We start from the raw sequence: 17,267 nt of genomic DNA, 5'->3' as shown, positions 1-17,267 counted from the left end.
TCTCCGCCGCGAAAACTACAGTTACCGCGTCGAACAACACGGTTTGAGAAATTCTGTCGAACGTGTCTTTAGAGAAGTACAACGACGAACCTCTTCGTTTTCAAACTGTTTCAGCCATGTCGATCCATCGACCGCGGAAACGTGGTTGCAAGCCCACACCGTCTGGTGGAATCATGCTTAAGTTAACACGACGGGTTAAACGGCTTCGTTCACCGGCGTCCAGTTCGAGACGGGAGAACGCCGGGATCCGGGGGTATCCGCCGATTAACTCGGGAAGACGCCGATAAATCGGAGTCTAGCTTTCCGACCGTGAGGCGTCCCCCTCCGCAAGATCACGTCTCGATGCTTCCCAACTCCGCCCGGAGAGACCGCGCCGACGCGGTTACCGTACCCGACGCGGCTACCGCCCCCGACGGTTCCGATCGCGACCCGGATCCCCCGGACGCCACGGGGCTCTCGCGGCGATCGTTCGTGCGGATCGGCGGCGCGACCGCGGCGGCGCTCCTCGCGGGCGCGTCGGACGCGACGTCGGGTGTGCCGTCCGGGGCGTGGACGGTCGTCGCGCTCCCGGACACGCAGTACTTCACGATCAACGACCGGTGGTATCGATTCGCGATCGATCAGATCGACTGGATCGTCGAGAACGCGGACGCGGAGAACGTGGCCTTCGTCACACACGAGGGCGACGTCGTCGACGAGGGCGACGAACCCACGCAGTGGGTGTGGATGGACGTCGCGCTGTCGGCGCTGGACGGGGTGGTCCCCTACAGCACGCTTCCGGGCAACCACGACTACGCCGAGACGGGAGTCCGACGGTCCGGACTCGACGACTACGCCGCGCACTTCGGCGCGTCGCGGTTCGACGGCCGCGACTGGTTCGGCGGAACCGGTCCGGGCGACGAGGAGGCGAACTCGTACCAACTGTTCTCCGCGGGCGGGTACGACTTCCTCCACCTCGCGCTGGAGTGGGAACCACGCGACGTGACGCTCCAGTGGGCACAGGGCGTCCTCAACCGGTACCCCGAACGCCCGACCCTGCTCACGACGCACTCGTACCTCACGGACGGCGACGCTCGGAGGGATCCGAACGGAGACGAACTGGACGGGGCGGAATCGGACCCCGGACGAACCCGCTACGTCCAGGAGGCGGACGGCGACGGGAATCACGGAGAGGCGGTCTGGCGGGATCTCGTCGAGCCGAACGCGCAGGTGTTCGCGGTGCTTTGCGGCCACTATCACGAGAACGACGGCGAGTACCACCAGACGTCCGAGAACCGGGACGGACTGCCCGTCTACGAGCTGCTCGCGAACTATCAGGCACGGGAGGGGACCGGCTTCGGCCGACTCCGACTCCTCACCTTCGTGCCCGACGGTGGCGAGGACGCTCCCGACCGTATCCAGGTACACACGTACTCGCCCCACCTGGACGAGTACGAGGTCGGCGACGACAGCCGCTTCTCCTTCGACCTCGACTTCGAGGACCGGTTCTCGGCGTCCCTGCCGTCCCGATCCCCCGGAGACGTCGACGGCGACGGCGACGTGGACGACGACGACGTCGAACTCGTCCAACGGTACCTCACCGACCGGGACATCGAGATCGACCGTGACGCGGCGGACGCCAACCGTGACGGGGAGATAGACGTCACGGACGTGGTAGAGATCGCGAACGAGCGAGGATCGAAATGACCCGGCGGGCCGGGCGCACGGGATCACGGCCGGCGGTGGTCGTCGCCACGGTCGCGCTCCTCCTCGGAGCGACCGTCGCGAGCGCCGGCGTCGCCGCCGCCGGCGACGCGTCGATCTCGGTCACGGGCGACGAGAGCAGAATCTCGCTCGAGGGCACCGAGGGCGATCGGTTCGACCTGACGGTCGCCACGAACGCGACGAACGTCTCCGGCTACCAGGTCGTGCTGGCCTTCGATCCAGCCGTGGTGGAGGTCGTCTCGGTGTCGGGAACCGACGACTTCGACGATCCCGTGGTGAACGTCGACGAGGAGAACAGTCGGGTCGCGTTCAACCAGTACCGCTCCTCGACCGTCGACGACCCGCGCCTCGCGACGCTGACCGTCGAGATAGTCGGGAGCGGCGGGAACTGGACGGCCCTCTCGTTCGTGAGATCCGAGACGAAACTCTCCGACGACGTGGGCGGGGAGCGAGACATCAGCCGGTTCGACCGGGTCACGGTCACCGTGGCGTCGGAGGCCGGCACGACCGAGACGGTCGTGCCGGGCTTCGGGGCGACGGCCGTCCTCGCCGCGGGCGTGACGCTCTACGGCTACCTGCGCTGGAGACGGCGGTAGGGTCGGTCACGTCCCGTCGGTCCCGCCGGAGACCGACCCGACGCCGTCGACGACCTCCCGGTCGATCCCGTCGGCGTGCCACGCGGAACTCCGCGGGACCGCCGCACGGTAGGTGTCGACGTCCGCGAACAGCTCCCGGAAGACCTCCGCTTCGGCCTCGACCACGTCCGCCAGCCGTTCGGTGAAGGACGGGCCGGGACAGAACGCGTCGTACGCGCGGAAGTACTCCTCGAGCAGCTCGTTCCACTCGTAGTAGCTGATCGCGTTGACCGCCGACCCGGTCCGCCGACGCCTCCTCGACCGCCACGCGATCGCGGTCCGCCGACGCCTCGAGAACCACGACGTCGTCCACAACGGATACCCGAGGGCGCTCCCGTCCGCGCCGACGCAGATCCGGTCGTCGGAGAGATAGTCGGCCGCCGGGGGAGTTTGTACCTCATAACTAAGCCCGTCTCCGTCCGTGTGCCACCCATCGTGGGACACAGCAACCGACGCGATCACACCGAGACCGATGCCCGAGCTTAGCGTCATCGTCCCCACCCTGGAGCCGAGAGGCGAGATCGAGTCCGTCGCGCGCCTCGAAGCGCAGGCGTTCGACGACTACGAGGTGCTCGTTCAGAGAGAGGACTCCGCGACGAAGGCCCGGAACGCGGGGATCCGTCGGGCGAGCGCGGAGAAGCTCGTCTTCCTCGACGACGACTCGCTACCGACCGACGGCTACCTCGAACGGGTCTCGGACCTGCTTGACTGCGAGTCCGTGGTAACCGGCAGGATCGTCCACCCCCGCGACGACGTCATCAAACGGTTCACCGCCCACTACGACCAGGGGTCCGAACCCCGCTACGTCACTCGCTTCTGGGGCTGTAACGCGGCCTGTCGGCGGGAGGTGTTCGAGGCGGTCGGGATGTGGGACGAGAACATCACGTGGGGACACGAGGAGAAGGAGCTCGCCGACCGAATGCTCACCCGCTACCCGATATACTACGACCCCAACCTCGTCGTGGTTCACCCGTACGCCGACTCGGTCGTCGACTACTGGCGCAAGCAGTACAGGCTGGAGCTACAGACGCCGTACCTCTGGGAGAAGCAGGGCGTACCGCGGTCACAGCAGTACTTTCGGACGCTCCAGACGGCGGTGAACCCGATGAACTACGTGGGGTTCCCGCCGAAACACGCCGTGGTCAGAGCGGGATCGAACCTGATGCAGTTCGCGGGGCGCGTGGTCGGCATGCGGCGGAACTGAGTCGGCTCGATTCTCGGCGGACCGGACTCCGCCGCCCCAACTGGAGTCCGGCGCCGACCAAGGCCCCCGACCGTCGACGGGGCGTACCGCCCGTTTTTCCACGGGATACCCCGTCGATAACGAAGTACCGTCTCGTCGGTACTCCGGTCGATGGCCAACGAGCACACGGTCAGCGTCGTCCTCCCGACGTACGGCCGGCCGGCGTACTTCGAGGACGCGGTCGAGAGCGTCGCGGCACAGACGCACCCGGCGGTCGAGCTGGTGGTCGTCGACGACTGCTCTCCCGAACCGGTGGCGCCGATCCTGGACGGCATCGACACCGACGGTATCGACGTCACGCTGGTTCGACACGGGGAGAATCGCGGTGCCGCCGCCGCCCGGAACACGGGGATCGACGCCGCGCGCGGACGATACGTCGCGTTCATCGACGACGACGACGTCTGGCTGGAGACCAAGCTCGAACGCCAGCTCGCGGCGCTGAACTCGTCGGGACCGAACGTCGGCGCCGTCTACACCGGACAGCGCTACGTCGTCGACGGGCGGACGACGAAGGTTCGCACGCCGACCACGAGCGGGGACGTCACCAAGGCGATGCTCCGCGGTGCGTCGCTCAACCCGTTCTCGTGTATGCTGGTGGACGCGAGCGTTATCGACGCGGCCGGCGACCTCGACGTCCGTCTCCCGAGCTGGCAGGACCGGGAGTGGTACTTCCGGCTCTCGCTCCACTGCGAGTTCGCCGCCGTGCCGGAGCCGCTCGTCGTCAGGCGGATGGGACACGAACAGATCAGCGGCGACTACGAGACGAAACGTGACACCTCCTACCCGCTGGTTTTGAACAAGCACCTGGGTCTCGCGCGCGAGTACGGATGTGAAGACGCGTTTCGTGCCACCCTGTTGCGGTCGTTGGCGGGGACCGCCCTGGGGAGCGGACGGTACCGCGACGCGGTCCGTCACGCGCTCGCGGCGGTCCGTCACCGACCGACGTACGGACTCGCGTGGCTGACGATGGCGGCGGCGATGGGCGGGCCGGTGACACACGGACTCGCCAAGCGCGTGAACCGATCGGTACGGTAGGCGAGCGAACGCGACAAACGCGGCACGCCGGCGGCACTTCCCTCACGAGATGGACCGAGTCACATCTCGACGTCCCGTACCGCGGCGGCGACCCGTTCCCGCTCGGCGTCGGTCGCGTCACGGCGTCGGACTATCGAGCGCCCGATCTCGTACAACGGGTGTTCCTCCCGGCGGTGCCATCGTCCGTTCTCACGGACGGCGACCGATTCGGCCTCGGCGGTCCGTTGATACCGCCAGTTCGGTCCCCTCGCGATCCGCATCCCGGCGCCGTTCCGAGTGGTCACGTACGGCCGCTCGACCGTCGGTCGGTCCCCGACCGCGAGACCGGTGAGGAGCTCCGGGATCGCCTCGAGGGAGACGGGGCGCTCGACGCGTTCCGCGGGAACGTTCCCGACGACGAGCGGGACGTTGATCACCGACTCGTGGAGGTACCCGTGTCCGTACCGGCCCGCCTCCCCGAACAGTTCGCCGTGGTCGGCGTGGACGCAGACGACGGTGTCGTCGCCCACGTCGTCGAGAAGGGTCGCGACGAAGTCGTCGGTGTACTCGACGGTCTTGTCGTACGCGGAGAGGAGCCGGTCCCGGAACAGCGGGCTCGTTCGCTCGTTCGCGCCGCCGAAGAGCCACGCGTTCGCCGCGTACGTCAGCGGCCGGAACCGGAGGTACTCCTTCGGGGGGATGTACGGCATGTGGACGTCGACGAGGAACACCCAGAGGAAGTACGGCTCCTCGGCCGACCGCGTCCAGCGTTCGATGTCGTCGTAAAAGGACTCCCAGGACATGAACATCTCCTGTCCCTGCCACCAGTCGAGAAGCCTGATCGCGGTCCCTCGAACGGCTCCGCCGTCCCCGTCCCCGTCGACGTCGAACCGGTTCGACGTGGTGTCGTCCATGAAGTCCTCGAAGTGATCGAACCCCTCGTCGAAGCCGAACGACCGGGACGTCCACGGGTTCGCCGTGAACGCCGCCGTCTCGTACCCCATCCGCCCGAACCGCTCCGCGAGCGTGTCGCGGGCGCGGAGCTGTCTCCGGATCGTCTCCCGGCGATCGACGCCCGGACGGTCGAACGGATAGTCGCCAGTGATGAACGCCGTCGACGAGCCGCGCGTCGAGCCGTCCGGCGCGATGGCGTTGTCGAAACGCAGTCCGCTCTCCGCGAGGTCGTCGATCGTCGGCGTGAGACCGCCGTCGCCGCCGAGGTGGCCGCATCGGTCGGCGCGAAGGCTGTCGACCGTGACGAGCACGACGTTCCGTGGATCTCCCATCCTACCCGTCAGTGCCGTAGCCCGACCATTGTTATACGCGTCCTACCTCGGCCTGCGGTTTCGGGGCCCGGTTCGGCGGGTTTCGGCAGCGCACGCGACGCCGGTCGACGGTCACCGGGGCGGTCCGACACGAAGCCGCTCGTTAGCGACGGGGTACTGAAGTCGGTCACGCACGGTAGGGTCGATAGGAACCACGATGAACACAGAAACCGAAGTACGGACCGTCGAGATCCCGGAGCACCTCCACGAGCGCGTCGAGCGGCGGACCGCCGGAACGACGTTCGAATCGGTCGACGAGTACGTCCGGTTCGTCCTCGAGGAGGTGGTGGCCGCCGACGCGGACGACGGCTCGTACGACGACGTGGACGACGAGGACGTCCAGGCGCGGCTTCGGTCGCTCGGCTACCTGGACGCGTGAATCGCCCCGCGTCCCGCCCGTGAACTCACGCCTCGGAGCGGGTCGTCGACGGCTCAGAGTCCGAGGGCGGCGACTCGGCGTCCGAAGGCGGCGTCCCGGCGAGCGAGTAGTACAGGGCGACCAGCTCCTCGGTCACGCGGTCCCACGAGTGCGACCGTTCGGCCCGTCGGCTGCTCGCTCTCGCCATCGACTCCACGCGGTCGGGGTCCCCGAGAAGCGTTCGGAGCGCGTCCGCGAGCGCGTCCGCGTCCCCGGGCTCGACGAGCACGCCGTTTCGATCGTCGACGACGCTCGGGATACCGCCCACGGCCGTCGAGACGATCGCGTTGCCGGCGGTCATCGCCTCCAGGATCGCGATGGGCACGCCCTCGGCGTACGTCGGCAGAACGTATACCGACGACTCGGCGAGGATCTCGCGTTTCCGCTCCTCGGAGACGAATCCGACGTACTCCACGCCGGGCCGTTCGTCGGCGAGGTCCGCGGCGAGATTCGACTCCGGGCCCTTCCCGGCGATGACGACGTCGACCGGACGCTCCTCGGCGAGCCGATCGATCGCCGCCACCAGCTCCTCGACCCCCTTGCGTTCGACGTGGTTCGACACGAACGACAGCCGTATCGGCGACGTCGAGAACGACGACTCGTACTCGGCGACGTCGACGGCGTTGTGGAGCACGGTCACCTTCCGCGAGTCCACCCGTCGCTCGATCAGCTCGGCCCAGCCGTCCGAAAGCGCCACGACGACGTCGCTCGCGTCGAAGACGGCGTTCTGTAGCGCTCGAACGAGCCGGGAGTCGGTTTCGAGGAACTCGTCGAACGACGACCCGTGGACGTGGAGGACGACCGGACGGCGCCACACGAACGCCGCGACGAACACGTACCACGACGACTGGTAGAACGAGTGCCAGTGGGAGGTGTGAACGTGGACGACGTCGGGCGGACGACGGAACGGGAACGGGAGCATCTGTCGGAGCGCGACGAGCACGGCGAGAGCGAACCGAGCGAGCCCGTCTCCCGGCGGCACGGCCACGCTGTAGACGCGCGTCCGAACGTGGTCCGGGAGGTGTCGACGCTGTTCGGCGATGTAGCGGTTCACGCCGCCGCCGCCGGAGCGCGACGGGCCGACGACGAGTACCTCGACGCCGGCCTCGGTACGCGTCGAACTCACGCCGGCACACCCCCGCGGGCGACCCTCGAACCGTCGGGACGGATCGGTGCTGCCGGGTCCAGCCGCGCCGGGCCGAACGTCGGCCCGTCCGCGTACTCGACGTAGTGGACGTCGACCTCCCCGTTGCTCATGATGCGGCTCACGCCGGTCGTCCGGTCGACGTCCCTGAAGTCCGCCGCGTCGTACCGAATGCCGCGGAACGCGACCAGCTCCTTCCGTTCCGCGTGTTCGGTCTGGATGTAGTAGTAGAACTCCTCCGTCGCGAAGTCGTGACCCCGGTAGCGACGTAACTCCCCTGGGAGGGCCTCCGGCGGCGTCTTCCACGAGAGGCGCGGATCGAGATAGACGCCCATCGCGGTCGCGTACCGTCGAGGACCGCCGCGGCCGGACGCCACCGCCGCGCCCTCCGCACGGTACTCGATCGCCGTCACGTGTCCCTCGTACTGCTGTTCGGAGACGTGTTGGGTCGGTTGCGCGATGTACGGCGACGGGAAGATCACGAGCATCGAGAGCGTCACCCCGATCACCAGCGCGACGAGGCCGACCGTCTTCAGGGAGACCTCCAGTCCCGGAGAGAGGCGTTCGACGCCGTCTATGGCCTTCGTCAATCCGATCGGTGCGAGGATCGCGACGAGCAGCATTCCGAACCCGATGTGTCGGAAGAAGTACTCGTTGATGGGGCCGATGAAGGTGACGAGCGCGAAGGAGCCGAGCGCGATCCCCGACACCGAAAACGCCGTGGTGACGGTGCTGCTCTCTTCCTCGAGGTACCTCGACCGGAGGTTCGCAAGCACGACCGCCGCGGCCACGAGAACGTAGAACACCTTCACGAGGAACAGTTTGACGAATATCTCGGCGACGCTGAGCCCCACGGATCCGGCCGACTCCGTCCGTTGCGTGATGTCCTCTCCGGCCCGTGCGGTCCCGGTGATCCACCCGTTCAACGCCTCGATGATGTTCGAGGAGTGACGAACCGCGGCGTCCTGTTGTCCGTTCCACACGGCGAAGACGACGACCAGGAACAGGAACTGTCCGTAAAGCGGGGGCGAGCGAGCGAGAAGCGTTCCCGGGAAGGCCCGCCGTCCGACCCACTGGATCGCCACTATCGATCCCAGGACGATGATGAGGTCGGTCGCCGCCAGCGGGTGATAGAGGACGACCGCGATGGCCCCGACGCCGAAGGCGAGGTCCGTCGACGACAGCCGGCCGGGGAGCGTCGAGTCCGCCGTCCCGGCGGTGAGGTGTCCGATCACCACGAACAGCAGGACGGGCGTGAAGAACGTCGTCAACGAGAACGTGTGGAAGTGCGGATGGAGGCTTATCTGGTTCAGCGGCAAGAAGAGGAGCATCGAGACCGCCGCCACTGCGACCGCGCGTCGACGCGGTACTATCGTCCGAACGCAGAGGGTGCCGAACACGACGAAGAGGACCATCATCGTGAACACGACGAACAACATCGCCCGTTCCAGGGGGATCCCCGAGAGCGCGGCCAGAAAGCCGCTGTACGCGTATGCCCCCGGATACACGATCTCGGTGAATCCCAGGTCGTCCGTGACCAGCCTCCGTACCGCCCCCAGGTGACGGATCGAGTCGCTGAGTCCGTAGAAGAAGTATCCCCGCACGAGCGGTAGCGCGACGATCGCGAGCACGGACAGGCCGCTCAGTGCGAGACTGCCCGCCCACTGGATCCAGGAACCGGCGAAGGCCAGCGTGACGACGCTCACCGACAGCGCGACGCCGATCCCGATCCAGAAGAGCAGCGGCGTGGCCTCGTAGATGGACACCTCGGTGCCCGTCGCCGGGGCACCGTTGGCGGCGGAGACGGCGATCAGGAAACAGAGGGTCCCGATCAGGAGTCCGATCGGCGCGACGTTTCGGGGCGCGTACGTCGACGGCAGGCCGGGCGACATCAGTCCGCCCTCCGGTCGACGCCGGACGTCGACGGTCCGCCGCGGATCGCGCTCGAGGGGAGCGAGGCCACGACGGGTCCGGCGACCGACGCCCCCGCGCCGCCCACAACCGTCGGTTCCGGATCGGACCGCGGCTCGGGAGCCGGAACGCTCGACTGCGGGGCCACGGCGTTCGTTCCCTCGGGGTCGTCTCCCGAGCCGACCCACAGCGTGAGGCTCCGGTGGGCGTTGTCCACCGTCGGTTCCGCGGGCGCGTCGCCGACGTAGACGAGGTAGGCGAGCCGGACCCGCTCGCCGGACATCGTCGACGTGACGCTGTGGCTCCTGTCCCACGATCGACCGGAGGGCACGGTTCGCTCGAACCGATCGAGTCTCGTGTCCTCGGTGACGCCCCCGTCCGGACCCACCCGTTGGAGTTGGACGAAGACCTCGTACTCGACCTCGCGGGACTCGCGGTTCTCCAGTCGGAAGACGAGCTCCGCCGACTCGTCCTCCCCGAGTCGATCCGGATATCCGTCGGCGACCAGCTCCCCGTCGCCGTTCTCGGTCAACAAGGTAGCCGTGGTGTAGTCGGGACCCTCCGGCGGCAACGCTATCGAGATCGAGAGGTACGTCGCGGCGAGGAGGAGCGCGACGACGACGGCGAGGTTCAGTAGCTGCTCGTCTCGCGTCGGTGCCGCGCTCCGATCGGCCACGTCCACCGCCAGTCGAGCGAACGGCGACGGGGCGTCGAGGTCCGTCGGGGAGAGCGCGAACCTGCCGGCGGCGAGGAGCGTCGACAGAAGCGTCGTGACCGCCACGAGAACGACCGCCGTGCCGGGATCGTATCCGCCGAACCCGAGCGAGACGACGTAGCCGTACAGCGGCACCAGACAGACGCTGAACCCGACCCCCATCGCGATCCGTTCGACCGGACCGAGCGAGGAGAGGGTCGACTCCCGACGTTCCGACGCCATCGGCGTCGGCGTTTCGTTCCACCCCGGTTGCCGTCCGGGAAAGACCGCGAGCGTGAGGGCGTACCCGGGAAGGAACGACAGCGCAACGAGGGCCAACAACAGTCGAAGCGCGGACCCCGACGGGAGCCACAACACGGCGATACCGACCAGTAGAACCGCGGGGATCGGCCAAAATAAAGAGATCAGATTCGAATACGAATGGGAGCGAGTGACCGTCATTACGTTGATCGGACTCGGCGTCGCCAGGTCATTGTTATTGTACGGCTAATCCCGTTCAGTTCCCGAACGCGGATCGCATCCGTCGAGGGACCATGTCGCTCCCGAGGGATGGTGGGGACACGGGCGTTCACCGGTACCGACGTTCCCGTCGTTGCGTGAATCTACGGCCGGCCGTGAGACGCGAGCGAACGGCAGCGTGGTCACACGGACGGTTCCCGTACGTGTATCAGAATCATAACTATGTCCGCGGCGGGGGCCGACTCCGACAATGAACGTGTTACAGGTCGACGTCGAGCCGTGGTACTGCGACCTCCCGATGGATCGGTGGGGCGAGTGTACCGACCGCGTCGTCGAGAACGTCGAGACGATCCTGTCGCTGCTCTCGGAGACCGACAACGAGGCCACGTTCTTCGTACTCGAGGAGGTCGCGAACAACCATCCGGACCTCGTCCGGCGGATCCGCGACGAGGGCCACGAGGTGGGATCGCACGGATACTCGCATCGACACCTCTCGGAGATGACTCCGGTGGAACTGGAGTTCGAGATCGACCGTTCCGTGGAGACGCTCCGAGGGATCGGCATCGACGACGTCGACGGCTTCCGCGCACCGAAGTTTTCGCTCGACCGGTCGACCTCGTGGGCGATCGACGTGCTGGAGGAGCGCGGGTTTCGATACGACTCCAGCGTGTTTCCCGTGAAGACGCCGTTGTACGGGATCCCGAGCGCGCCGAGACGGCCGTACCGTATCGGATCCGAGGACCCGACCGTGCCGCTGAAGGACGGCCTATGGGAGGTCCCGCTCAGTACCTATCGCGTCCCCGGAGCCGGCGTGAACGTTCCCGTGGCGGGCGGGTTCTACCTCCGGGCCCTCCCGTACCGGTTCATCGCACACGCACTCCGTCGGCGGAGCGCGGCCGGACACCCGGCGGTCTGTTACGTTCACCCCTGGGAGCTGGACCCGTCGATCCCGCGGATCGACGAGTACGCGTGGTTCCATTATCACCGGCTCGGCTCGGCGCTCGGCAAGTTCCGACGGTTGCTGGGTGACTTCGAGTTCACGACGACCGAACGGTACCTCGATTCGCTGGACGCCCGCGACGGGTAGTCGTCACGACCGAACTCGACTGCGAGCGGGCGGATCCATCGCCGAGAACACGTTCGGGTCGTTCTCCTCGTCGTCGGTAAACCGGCCACTACGGCGTGCCGTTGGATGTGATTAACAAAGACACTCTCCCGAGATAGGGAGCGGTATGGCACCTCTCCCGACCGACGACCCCTCCCGGCACGCCGTCGACTCCACTCCGGACATCGATCCGCGCACCGACGGTCCGCGCTCGGGGCGATGACGGGCATCACCGAGATCCGGCACGGCCGGGTCGTCACGCCGACGGAGGTCATCGACGACGGACGGGTGGTCATCACGGGGAGCCGGGTCGCGGACGTGAGCGGAGCGGGACGCGGGGCGTTGTCCCGGTCGGAGACCATCGACGCGGGCGGACGGCTGATCATGCCTGGCCTCGTCGACCTCCACGGTGACGACGTCGAGCAGCAACTTCACCCCCGCTCGGGCGCGCAGGTCGACACCGCCATGGCCCTCTCGATGGCGGACCGGGTGAACGTCCTGACCGGCGTGACGACGAAGTTCCACGCCGTCGCGTTCGAGAACTCGCCGGACGACGACCGGACGATCTCCGAGGCCACCGAGCTCGCCCGCGAGGTCGCGAACGCGACGTACCTGCTCTCCGACAACCGCGTCCACGCCCGCTGTGAGCTGGTCGAGGAGAGCGTGAGATCGGTCGAGAGGCTCTCTGAGGACGTGGATATCGACCTCATCTCCGTGATGCACCACGTTCCCGGCGACGGCCAGTACGACCGCGACGCGTTCGAGCGACACTACGTCGAGGACCGCAACTGGCCCACCGAGCGGGTCGCGGAGGCGATCTCCGAACGGAAGTCGCTCTCGCCGGCGGATCGCCGTTCGCTGGCGGAGCGAGTGGCGGACGTGGCGGCCGCCGCCGACGTCCCGCTGGCGTCACACGACGACGAGACGACGACCGACATCGACCGGTTGCTCGATCACGGGGCGTCGATCTGCGAGTATCCGCTCACGCACGAAGCCGCACGGCACGCGAGCGACCGAGGGATGACCACGGTCATGGGGGCACCGAACCTCCTCAGGGGCGGGAGCCTCTGGGACAACCTCTCGGCGCGGGCGGCGATCGACGACGGGATCGTCGACGTCCTGTGTTCCGACTACCATCCGCCGTCGCTGCTCGCGGCCCCGTTCGTCGACACCGGCGAGCCGCTTTCGACCCGAACGAACCGAGTCACCAGAAACCCCGCCGACGCGGCCGGCATGTACGATCGGGGCCGGATCGAGGTCGGCGCACGTGCGGACCTCCTCGTCGTCGACCCCGATCCGGTCCCGACCGTCGAACGCGTCTTCGTCGACGGGGTCGAGGTCCTCAAGAGCGGCGGCGAGCCGCGCCGTCGCGGTCCCGAGCGACGGCCGCGACGAGGGAGTCCGACCGCTGGCCCGTCCTTTCTCCACTGAGAAGGGCCATCCGTTCTCCGCTGAGAAGGGCCGTCCGTTCTCCGCTGAGAAGGGGACCGGTACCACGACTGACACCGACCCTCCGGGGTCAGGGGTGGTCGATCTCACCCGCGGTACGGATGAACGGTAGGGACCCTGGGTATATATTTAAAGACCCTGGAACGGGGTGGTCCACGGGACGTCGGGCTCCGTTTTCGGTCGCGGACGGCGGACCGTTTCGAGGCGCACCACCGGATCGATCCGTGCGGACGGCATCGACGTCCCCGCGTTTCACGACGCGATCCGGACGGGTTAGTGCCGATCAAACGGTCCCCGTCTCGGCGTCGACGTTCCGGAGCCCGCGCGCGGAAGGGGTCGCTCACGGCCGGTCTCGATACGCTCCGGACTCGGCCGACCGAACATCGACGCCCTTTTTATATGCGTCTCCAAGTATTGACCGTTACTACCACATGAGTTCGTTTGCCTCGGACGATGTCTCCGGAACCGAACCGCTCGACGGAACGGTCGTTAACGAGACTCAAAGGGAGTCAGGGGTCTCCGTAACGGTGAGCGTCGTTCGGGCCGTCGCGGAGGCGGAAGACGTCGTTCCCGCCGAGCTCCCGGTGTTGAGCGAGATCCTCGATCCGGAGGCGCTGGACGGACTGGTCACCGACGTCGACGGCGAGGGCGGGACCGACGTTCGGGTCTCGTTCCGGTACTGTGGGTACATCGTCGTCGTCACGGCGGACTCCGTTACGTTGCTGACCGACTGACCCCTCGGCCGGTCGGCGGTACCGCGGCGGAGCCGTTCCCCAGGGAGGCGTAGGCGGTTCCTAACGAGACGTTCGATCGCACCCGGCGAACCGCCCGTACGTTCGTTTTCGGAAAGGTTCCCCATTACAATAGCCGTCACATGCCTGCCGATGGTTATGGAACGAGCAGGTCGCGGAACGCGTACCGATCGACAGGTCGACGACTGGGGTCGCGAGCCGGTCGAGTCACTCACGCAACCATGAGTTCGGTCGATCGGGCCGTCGTCCTCGCCGCCGGCGAGGGGAGGAGAGTCCGTCCGCTCACTCGATACCAACCGAAGCCGATGCTCCGTGTCGCCGGTCGCCCGATACTCGAGTACCCCCTCGACGCGCTCGCGTCGATCGGCGTCGAAGACGTCGTCCTCGTGGTCGGCCACCGGCGGAGACGGATCCAGAACCACCTCGAGAACGCGTACGACGGGATCGACTTCACGTACGTCACCCAGGAGACCCAACTCGGGAGCGGACACGCCCTCCAGACCGCCGAGGACTACGTGGACGGCGAGTTCCTCGTGGTGAACGGTGACAACGTCATCGACGGAACGATGGTCGGAGAGGTCGCTCGGCGATACGCGCGGTCGGACGCCGTCGCCTGCGTCGCGGTCGCCGCGTCGACGAGCGCCTCGGAGTACGGGACCGTCGGCGTCAGCGACGGTCTCGTCGACCGGATCGACGAGGGGGACGACGGCACCTCCTCGCGGATAAACGCCGGCGTGTACGCGTTCGATCGGACGGTCTTCGACGCCCTGGAACGTACGCCGTTCGAGGACGGCGAGCGACCCCTCACCGGGGCGATAGCGGAACTCGACGGGAAGGTCGTCGCCGAGACGCCGAACGGCGTCTGGTTCGACTCGTCGTATCCGTGGGATCTGCTCCAGACGAACGAGACCCTGCTCCACTCGTATCCGGGACTCGTCGGCGTCGCCGAGCGGGTCGCGGGATCCGCACGGGTCCACGACTCGGCCGTGATCGGGGAGAACGTTCGGATCGGCGCGGACTGTAGGGTCTCGGCCGGCGCGGTCGTCCGTGGCGGGACCTGCCTGCTTTCGAGCACCATCGTCGACGAGAACGCGGTACTGGAGGGTTCGATCGTCGGCCCGGACGCCAGGGTGGGCGCGAACACGCTCCTCCGTGACAGCATCGTCGGGGGCGGGGCGACGATCGGCGACGGGACCGTCTCCCCCGGTCGGTCGGCGACGGTCGTCCTCGAGGGAACGGAGTACGTCGATCGGCGGCTCGGGGGCGTCGTCGCGGATCGAGCGACGGTCGGCGCGAACGTCACGATCACGCCGGGATGTCGGATCGGACCCCGGAGCAGCGTCGGCGCCGGAGTCACGCTCGGCCGCGACGTCGACGAGGGTGCGGAGGTGATCGGCTGATGTGCGGGATCACCGCACGCGTCGGCAGCGGCGATGCGGTCGACGAACTCCTCTCGGGGCTCCGGAACCTCGAGTACCGCGGCTACGACTCCGCGGGCGTCGCGACGGTGAACGCCGACGGCCTCGACGTGATCAAGCGCGAGGGCGAGATCGACGTCCTCTGTGGGTCGGTGCGCGGATCGTCGGTCCGCGGCCGGACGGGGATCGGGCACACTCGATGGTCGACGCACGGCCCCCCGACGGACGCGAACGCACATCCCCATACCGACTGTCTCGACCGGGTCGCGGTGGTCCACAACGGGATCATCGACAACTACGCCGAACTCAAGGAGGAGCTCTCGACGCACGAGTTCACGAGCGACACGGACACCGAGGTCGTTCCCCACCTCATCGAGGAGTTCCTCTCCGCCGGCTACCCGCCCGAAAAGGCGTTCCGGATGGCGATAGACCGCCTCTCGGGGAGCTACGCGATCGCCGCGGTGTTCGCCGGGACCGACGCCGTGTTCGGAACGCGGAGCGGCTCACCGCTGGTCCTCGGGCGCTCCCCCGAGCGCTACTACCTCGCGAGCGACGTGCCGGCGTTCCTCGAGTACACCGACGAGGTCGTCTACCTCCGGAACGGGGACGTCGTGACGATCCGTCCCGAAGGGTACACGATCACGGACGCCGAGGGGACGACCGTGGAGCGCTCGGTCGAGACCGTCGACTGGGACCCCGACGACGCCGGAAAGGGCGGGTACGACCACTACATGTTGAAGGAGATCTACGAACAGCCCACGGCCCTCCGGCAGACCATCCGCGGCCGGACCGACGCGTTGAACCGACGCGTGGACCTGGACGAACTCCCCGAGGGCACGTTCTCGGGGATCGAGTCGGTTCACCTCGTCGCCATGGGCACCTCGTATCACGCGGCGATGTACGCACGGTCGCTGCTCGCCGACCGCGGTATCAACGCACAGGCGTTCCTCTCCGGCGAATACGGGTCGAACCCGCCGCCGGTCGATGGTCGGACCCTGGTCGTCGCCGTCTCTCAGAGCGGCGAGACCGCGGACACTCTCTCGGCGGTCCGAGCCATCCAGGGGACCGGGGCCCGCACGCTCGCGCTGACGAACGTCGTCGGATCGACCGTCACTCGGGAGTGTGAACACACGGTGTACATCCGGGCCGGTCCCGAGATCGGCGTCGCCGCGACGAAGTCGTTCTCCTCGCAGGTCGCGACCCTGCTTCTCCTGTGTGAACGGCTGAACCACGCGACGAACGGGGCGACGCCTCGATCGACGAGCGACCTGCTCGACTCGTTGACGGTCCTCCCGGACGACGTCCAGCAGGTCCTCGACGAGTCGGAAGCGCAGACGGTCGCCTCGGCGTATCACGACTGTGAGTCGTACTTCTTCCTGGGGCGGGGCGTCGGTCACGCCGTCGCGCTCGAGGGGGCGCTGAAATTCAAGGAGATCACCTACGATCACGCGGAGGGGTTCTCCGCGGCCGAACTCAAGCACGGTCCGCTGGCCCTCGTCACGGAGAACACGCCGGTGTTCGCCGTCTTCACGGGACGGGACGACACCAAGACCGTCCACAACGTCAAGGAGGTCCGCGCCCGTAACGCGCCCGTGATCGCGGTCACGGACGGGAGCCACACGGGCGCGACCGAATACGCCGACCACGTGCTTTCGATCCCGGAGACGCACCGAGACGTCGCCGGGATCCTCGCCAACGTCCAGCTCCAGCTGGTGTCGTACCTCGCCGCGGACATGCTGTCCCGGCCCATCGACAAACCGCGAAACCTCGCGAAAAGCGTCACCGTGGAGTGAGATCGGCGTCGCCTTCGGCCGTCTCGTGGTTCCCGATACGTCGGTCGAAGACGCCGTGGCTCGCTCCGGTGAGCGACCGAATACCGAACCCCCGCTCCGCGCCCGTCGGTGCGGTCGACCGCGACGGCTCACGCCCGGACGGTCGACCGCCCCGCCTTCGAGACGTATGGCGGTCGGAGGGC

At 67.6% G+C, this 17,267-nt stretch carries 15 protein-coding genes and 1 pseudogene; 11 read left to right on the top strand and 5 right to left on the bottom strand.

All coding sequences use genetic code 11. The annotated features are described in order from the left end of the window. The 3 genes and pseudogenes from NO889_RS11420 to NO889_RS11410 all read left to right on the top strand — a co-directional run. Positions 1–181, top strand: a pseudogene (locus tag NO889_RS11420) (IS6 family transposase); the annotation flags it as partial. 161 nt (positions 182–342) lie between these two features. After that, positions 343–1,686, top strand: a complete 1,344-nt coding sequence (locus NO889_RS11415) for a dockerin type I domain-containing protein (protein ID WP_256412371.1) — start codon at positions 343–345, stop codon at positions 1,684–1,686. Next, positions 1,683–2,300 carry a cohesin domain-containing protein gene (locus tag NO889_RS11410; protein WP_256412370.1) on the top strand — a complete coding sequence of 206 codons (618 nt, stop codon included), beginning with the start codon at positions 1,683–1,685 and terminating at the stop codon, positions 2,298–2,300. The genes NO889_RS11415 and NO889_RS11410 overlap by 4 nt, the downstream gene beginning before the upstream one ends. A 6-nt stretch (positions 2,301–2,306) precedes the next feature. Here NO889_RS11410 and NO889_RS11405 read toward each other — a convergent pair whose 3' ends face one another. Beyond that, positions 2,307–2,783: a hypothetical protein gene (locus tag NO889_RS11405; protein WP_256412369.1), complete on the bottom strand. Its 477-nt coding sequence runs from the start codon at positions 2,781–2,783 to the stop codon at positions 2,307–2,309. A gap of 28 nt (positions 2,784–2,811) precedes the next feature. Between NO889_RS11405 and NO889_RS11400 the strand changes: the two genes are divergently transcribed. Then, the gene (locus NO889_RS11400; protein ID WP_256412368.1) at positions 2,812–3,543 is read left to right on the top strand and encodes a glycosyltransferase family 2 protein; all 732 of its coding nucleotides are present in this window, start codon (positions 2,812–2,814) and stop codon (positions 3,541–3,543) included. 150 nt (positions 3,544–3,693) lie between these two features. Next, positions 3,694–4,617 carry a glycosyltransferase family 2 protein gene (locus tag NO889_RS11395; protein ID WP_256412367.1) on the top strand — a complete coding sequence of 308 codons (924 nt, stop codon included), beginning with the start codon at positions 3,694–3,696 and terminating at the stop codon, positions 4,615–4,617. A gap of 59 nt (positions 4,618–4,676) precedes the next feature. On the opposite strand, the gene NO889_RS11390 is transcribed toward NO889_RS11395, so the two are convergent. Then, positions 4,677–5,882: a sulfatase gene (locus NO889_RS11390; RefSeq protein WP_256412366.1), complete on the bottom strand. Its 1,206-nt coding sequence runs from the start codon at positions 5,880–5,882 to the stop codon at positions 4,677–4,679. Between the two features lie 196 nt (positions 5,883–6,078). On the opposite strand from NO889_RS11390, the gene NO889_RS11385 reads away from it, so the two are divergent. Further along, a complete protein-coding gene (locus tag NO889_RS11385) occupies positions 6,079–6,300 on the top strand; it encodes a hypothetical protein (protein ID WP_256412365.1) in 222 nt (73 codons plus the stop codon). Positions 6,301–6,325: 25 nt separating this feature from the next. Here NO889_RS11385 and NO889_RS11380 read toward each other — a convergent pair whose 3' ends face one another. From NO889_RS11380 to NO889_RS11370, 3 genes are read right to left on the bottom strand one after another with little or no spacing between them, the layout of a single operon-like run. Next, entirely contained in the window at positions 6,326–7,465 is a 1,140-nt protein-coding gene (locus NO889_RS11380) for a glycosyltransferase family 4 protein (protein WP_256412364.1), read from the bottom strand. Further along, entirely contained in the window at positions 7,462–9,375 is a 1,914-nt protein-coding gene (locus tag NO889_RS11375; protein ID WP_256412363.1) for a hypothetical protein, read from the bottom strand. Before NO889_RS11375 ends, NO889_RS11380 begins: the two co-directional genes overlap by 4 nt. Then, positions 9,375–10,550 carry a DUF1616 domain-containing protein gene (locus NO889_RS11370; protein WP_256412362.1) on the bottom strand — a complete coding sequence of 392 codons (1,176 nt, stop codon included), beginning with the start codon at positions 10,548–10,550 and terminating at the stop codon, positions 9,375–9,377. The genes NO889_RS11375 and NO889_RS11370 overlap by 1 nt, the downstream gene beginning before the upstream one ends. Positions 10,551–10,818: 268 nt before the next feature. On the opposite strand from NO889_RS11370, the gene NO889_RS11365 reads away from it, so the two are divergent. The 5 genes from NO889_RS11365 to glmS all read left to right on the top strand — a co-directional run bounded on the left by NO889_RS11365 (position 10,819) and on the right by glmS (position 17,085). Beyond that, positions 10,819–11,655 carry a polysaccharide deacetylase family protein gene (locus NO889_RS11365; protein WP_256412361.1) on the top strand — a complete coding sequence of 279 codons (837 nt, stop codon included), beginning with the start codon at positions 10,819–10,821 and terminating at the stop codon, positions 11,653–11,655. A gap of 237 nt (positions 11,656–11,892) precedes the next feature. After that, entirely contained in the window at positions 11,893–13,104 is a 1,212-nt protein-coding gene (locus tag NO889_RS11360) for an alpha-D-ribose 1-methylphosphonate 5-triphosphate diphosphatase (protein ID WP_256412360.1), read from the top strand. A gap of 545 nt (positions 13,105–13,649) precedes the next feature. Beyond that, complete coding sequence (locus tag NO889_RS11355; protein WP_256412359.1) at positions 13,650–13,856, top strand: HalOD1 output domain-containing protein; 207 nt, start codon at positions 13,650–13,652, stop codon at positions 13,854–13,856. Between the two features lie 239 nt (positions 13,857–14,095). Beyond that, positions 14,096–15,274 carry a sugar phosphate nucleotidyltransferase gene (locus NO889_RS11350; RefSeq protein WP_256412358.1) on the top strand — a complete coding sequence of 393 codons (1,179 nt, stop codon included), beginning with the start codon at positions 14,096–14,098 and terminating at the stop codon, positions 15,272–15,274. Next, on the top strand, positions 15,274–17,085 hold the full coding sequence (gene glmS / locus NO889_RS11345; protein ID WP_256412357.1) for a glutamine--fructose-6-phosphate transaminase (isomerizing): 1,812 nt from the start codon (positions 15,274–15,276) through the stop codon (positions 17,083–17,085). The genes NO889_RS11350 and glmS overlap by 1 nt, the downstream gene beginning before the upstream one ends. Positions 17,086–17,267: the final 182 nt, after the last annotated feature.

The organism is Halorubrum rubrum (assembly GCF_024494685.1).
GTDB classification, from domain to species: domain Archaea; phylum Halobacteriota; class Halobacteria; order Halobacteriales; family Haloferacaceae; genus Halorubrum; species Halorubrum rubrum.
This window is presented reverse-complemented; position numbering and strand designations above follow the sequence as displayed.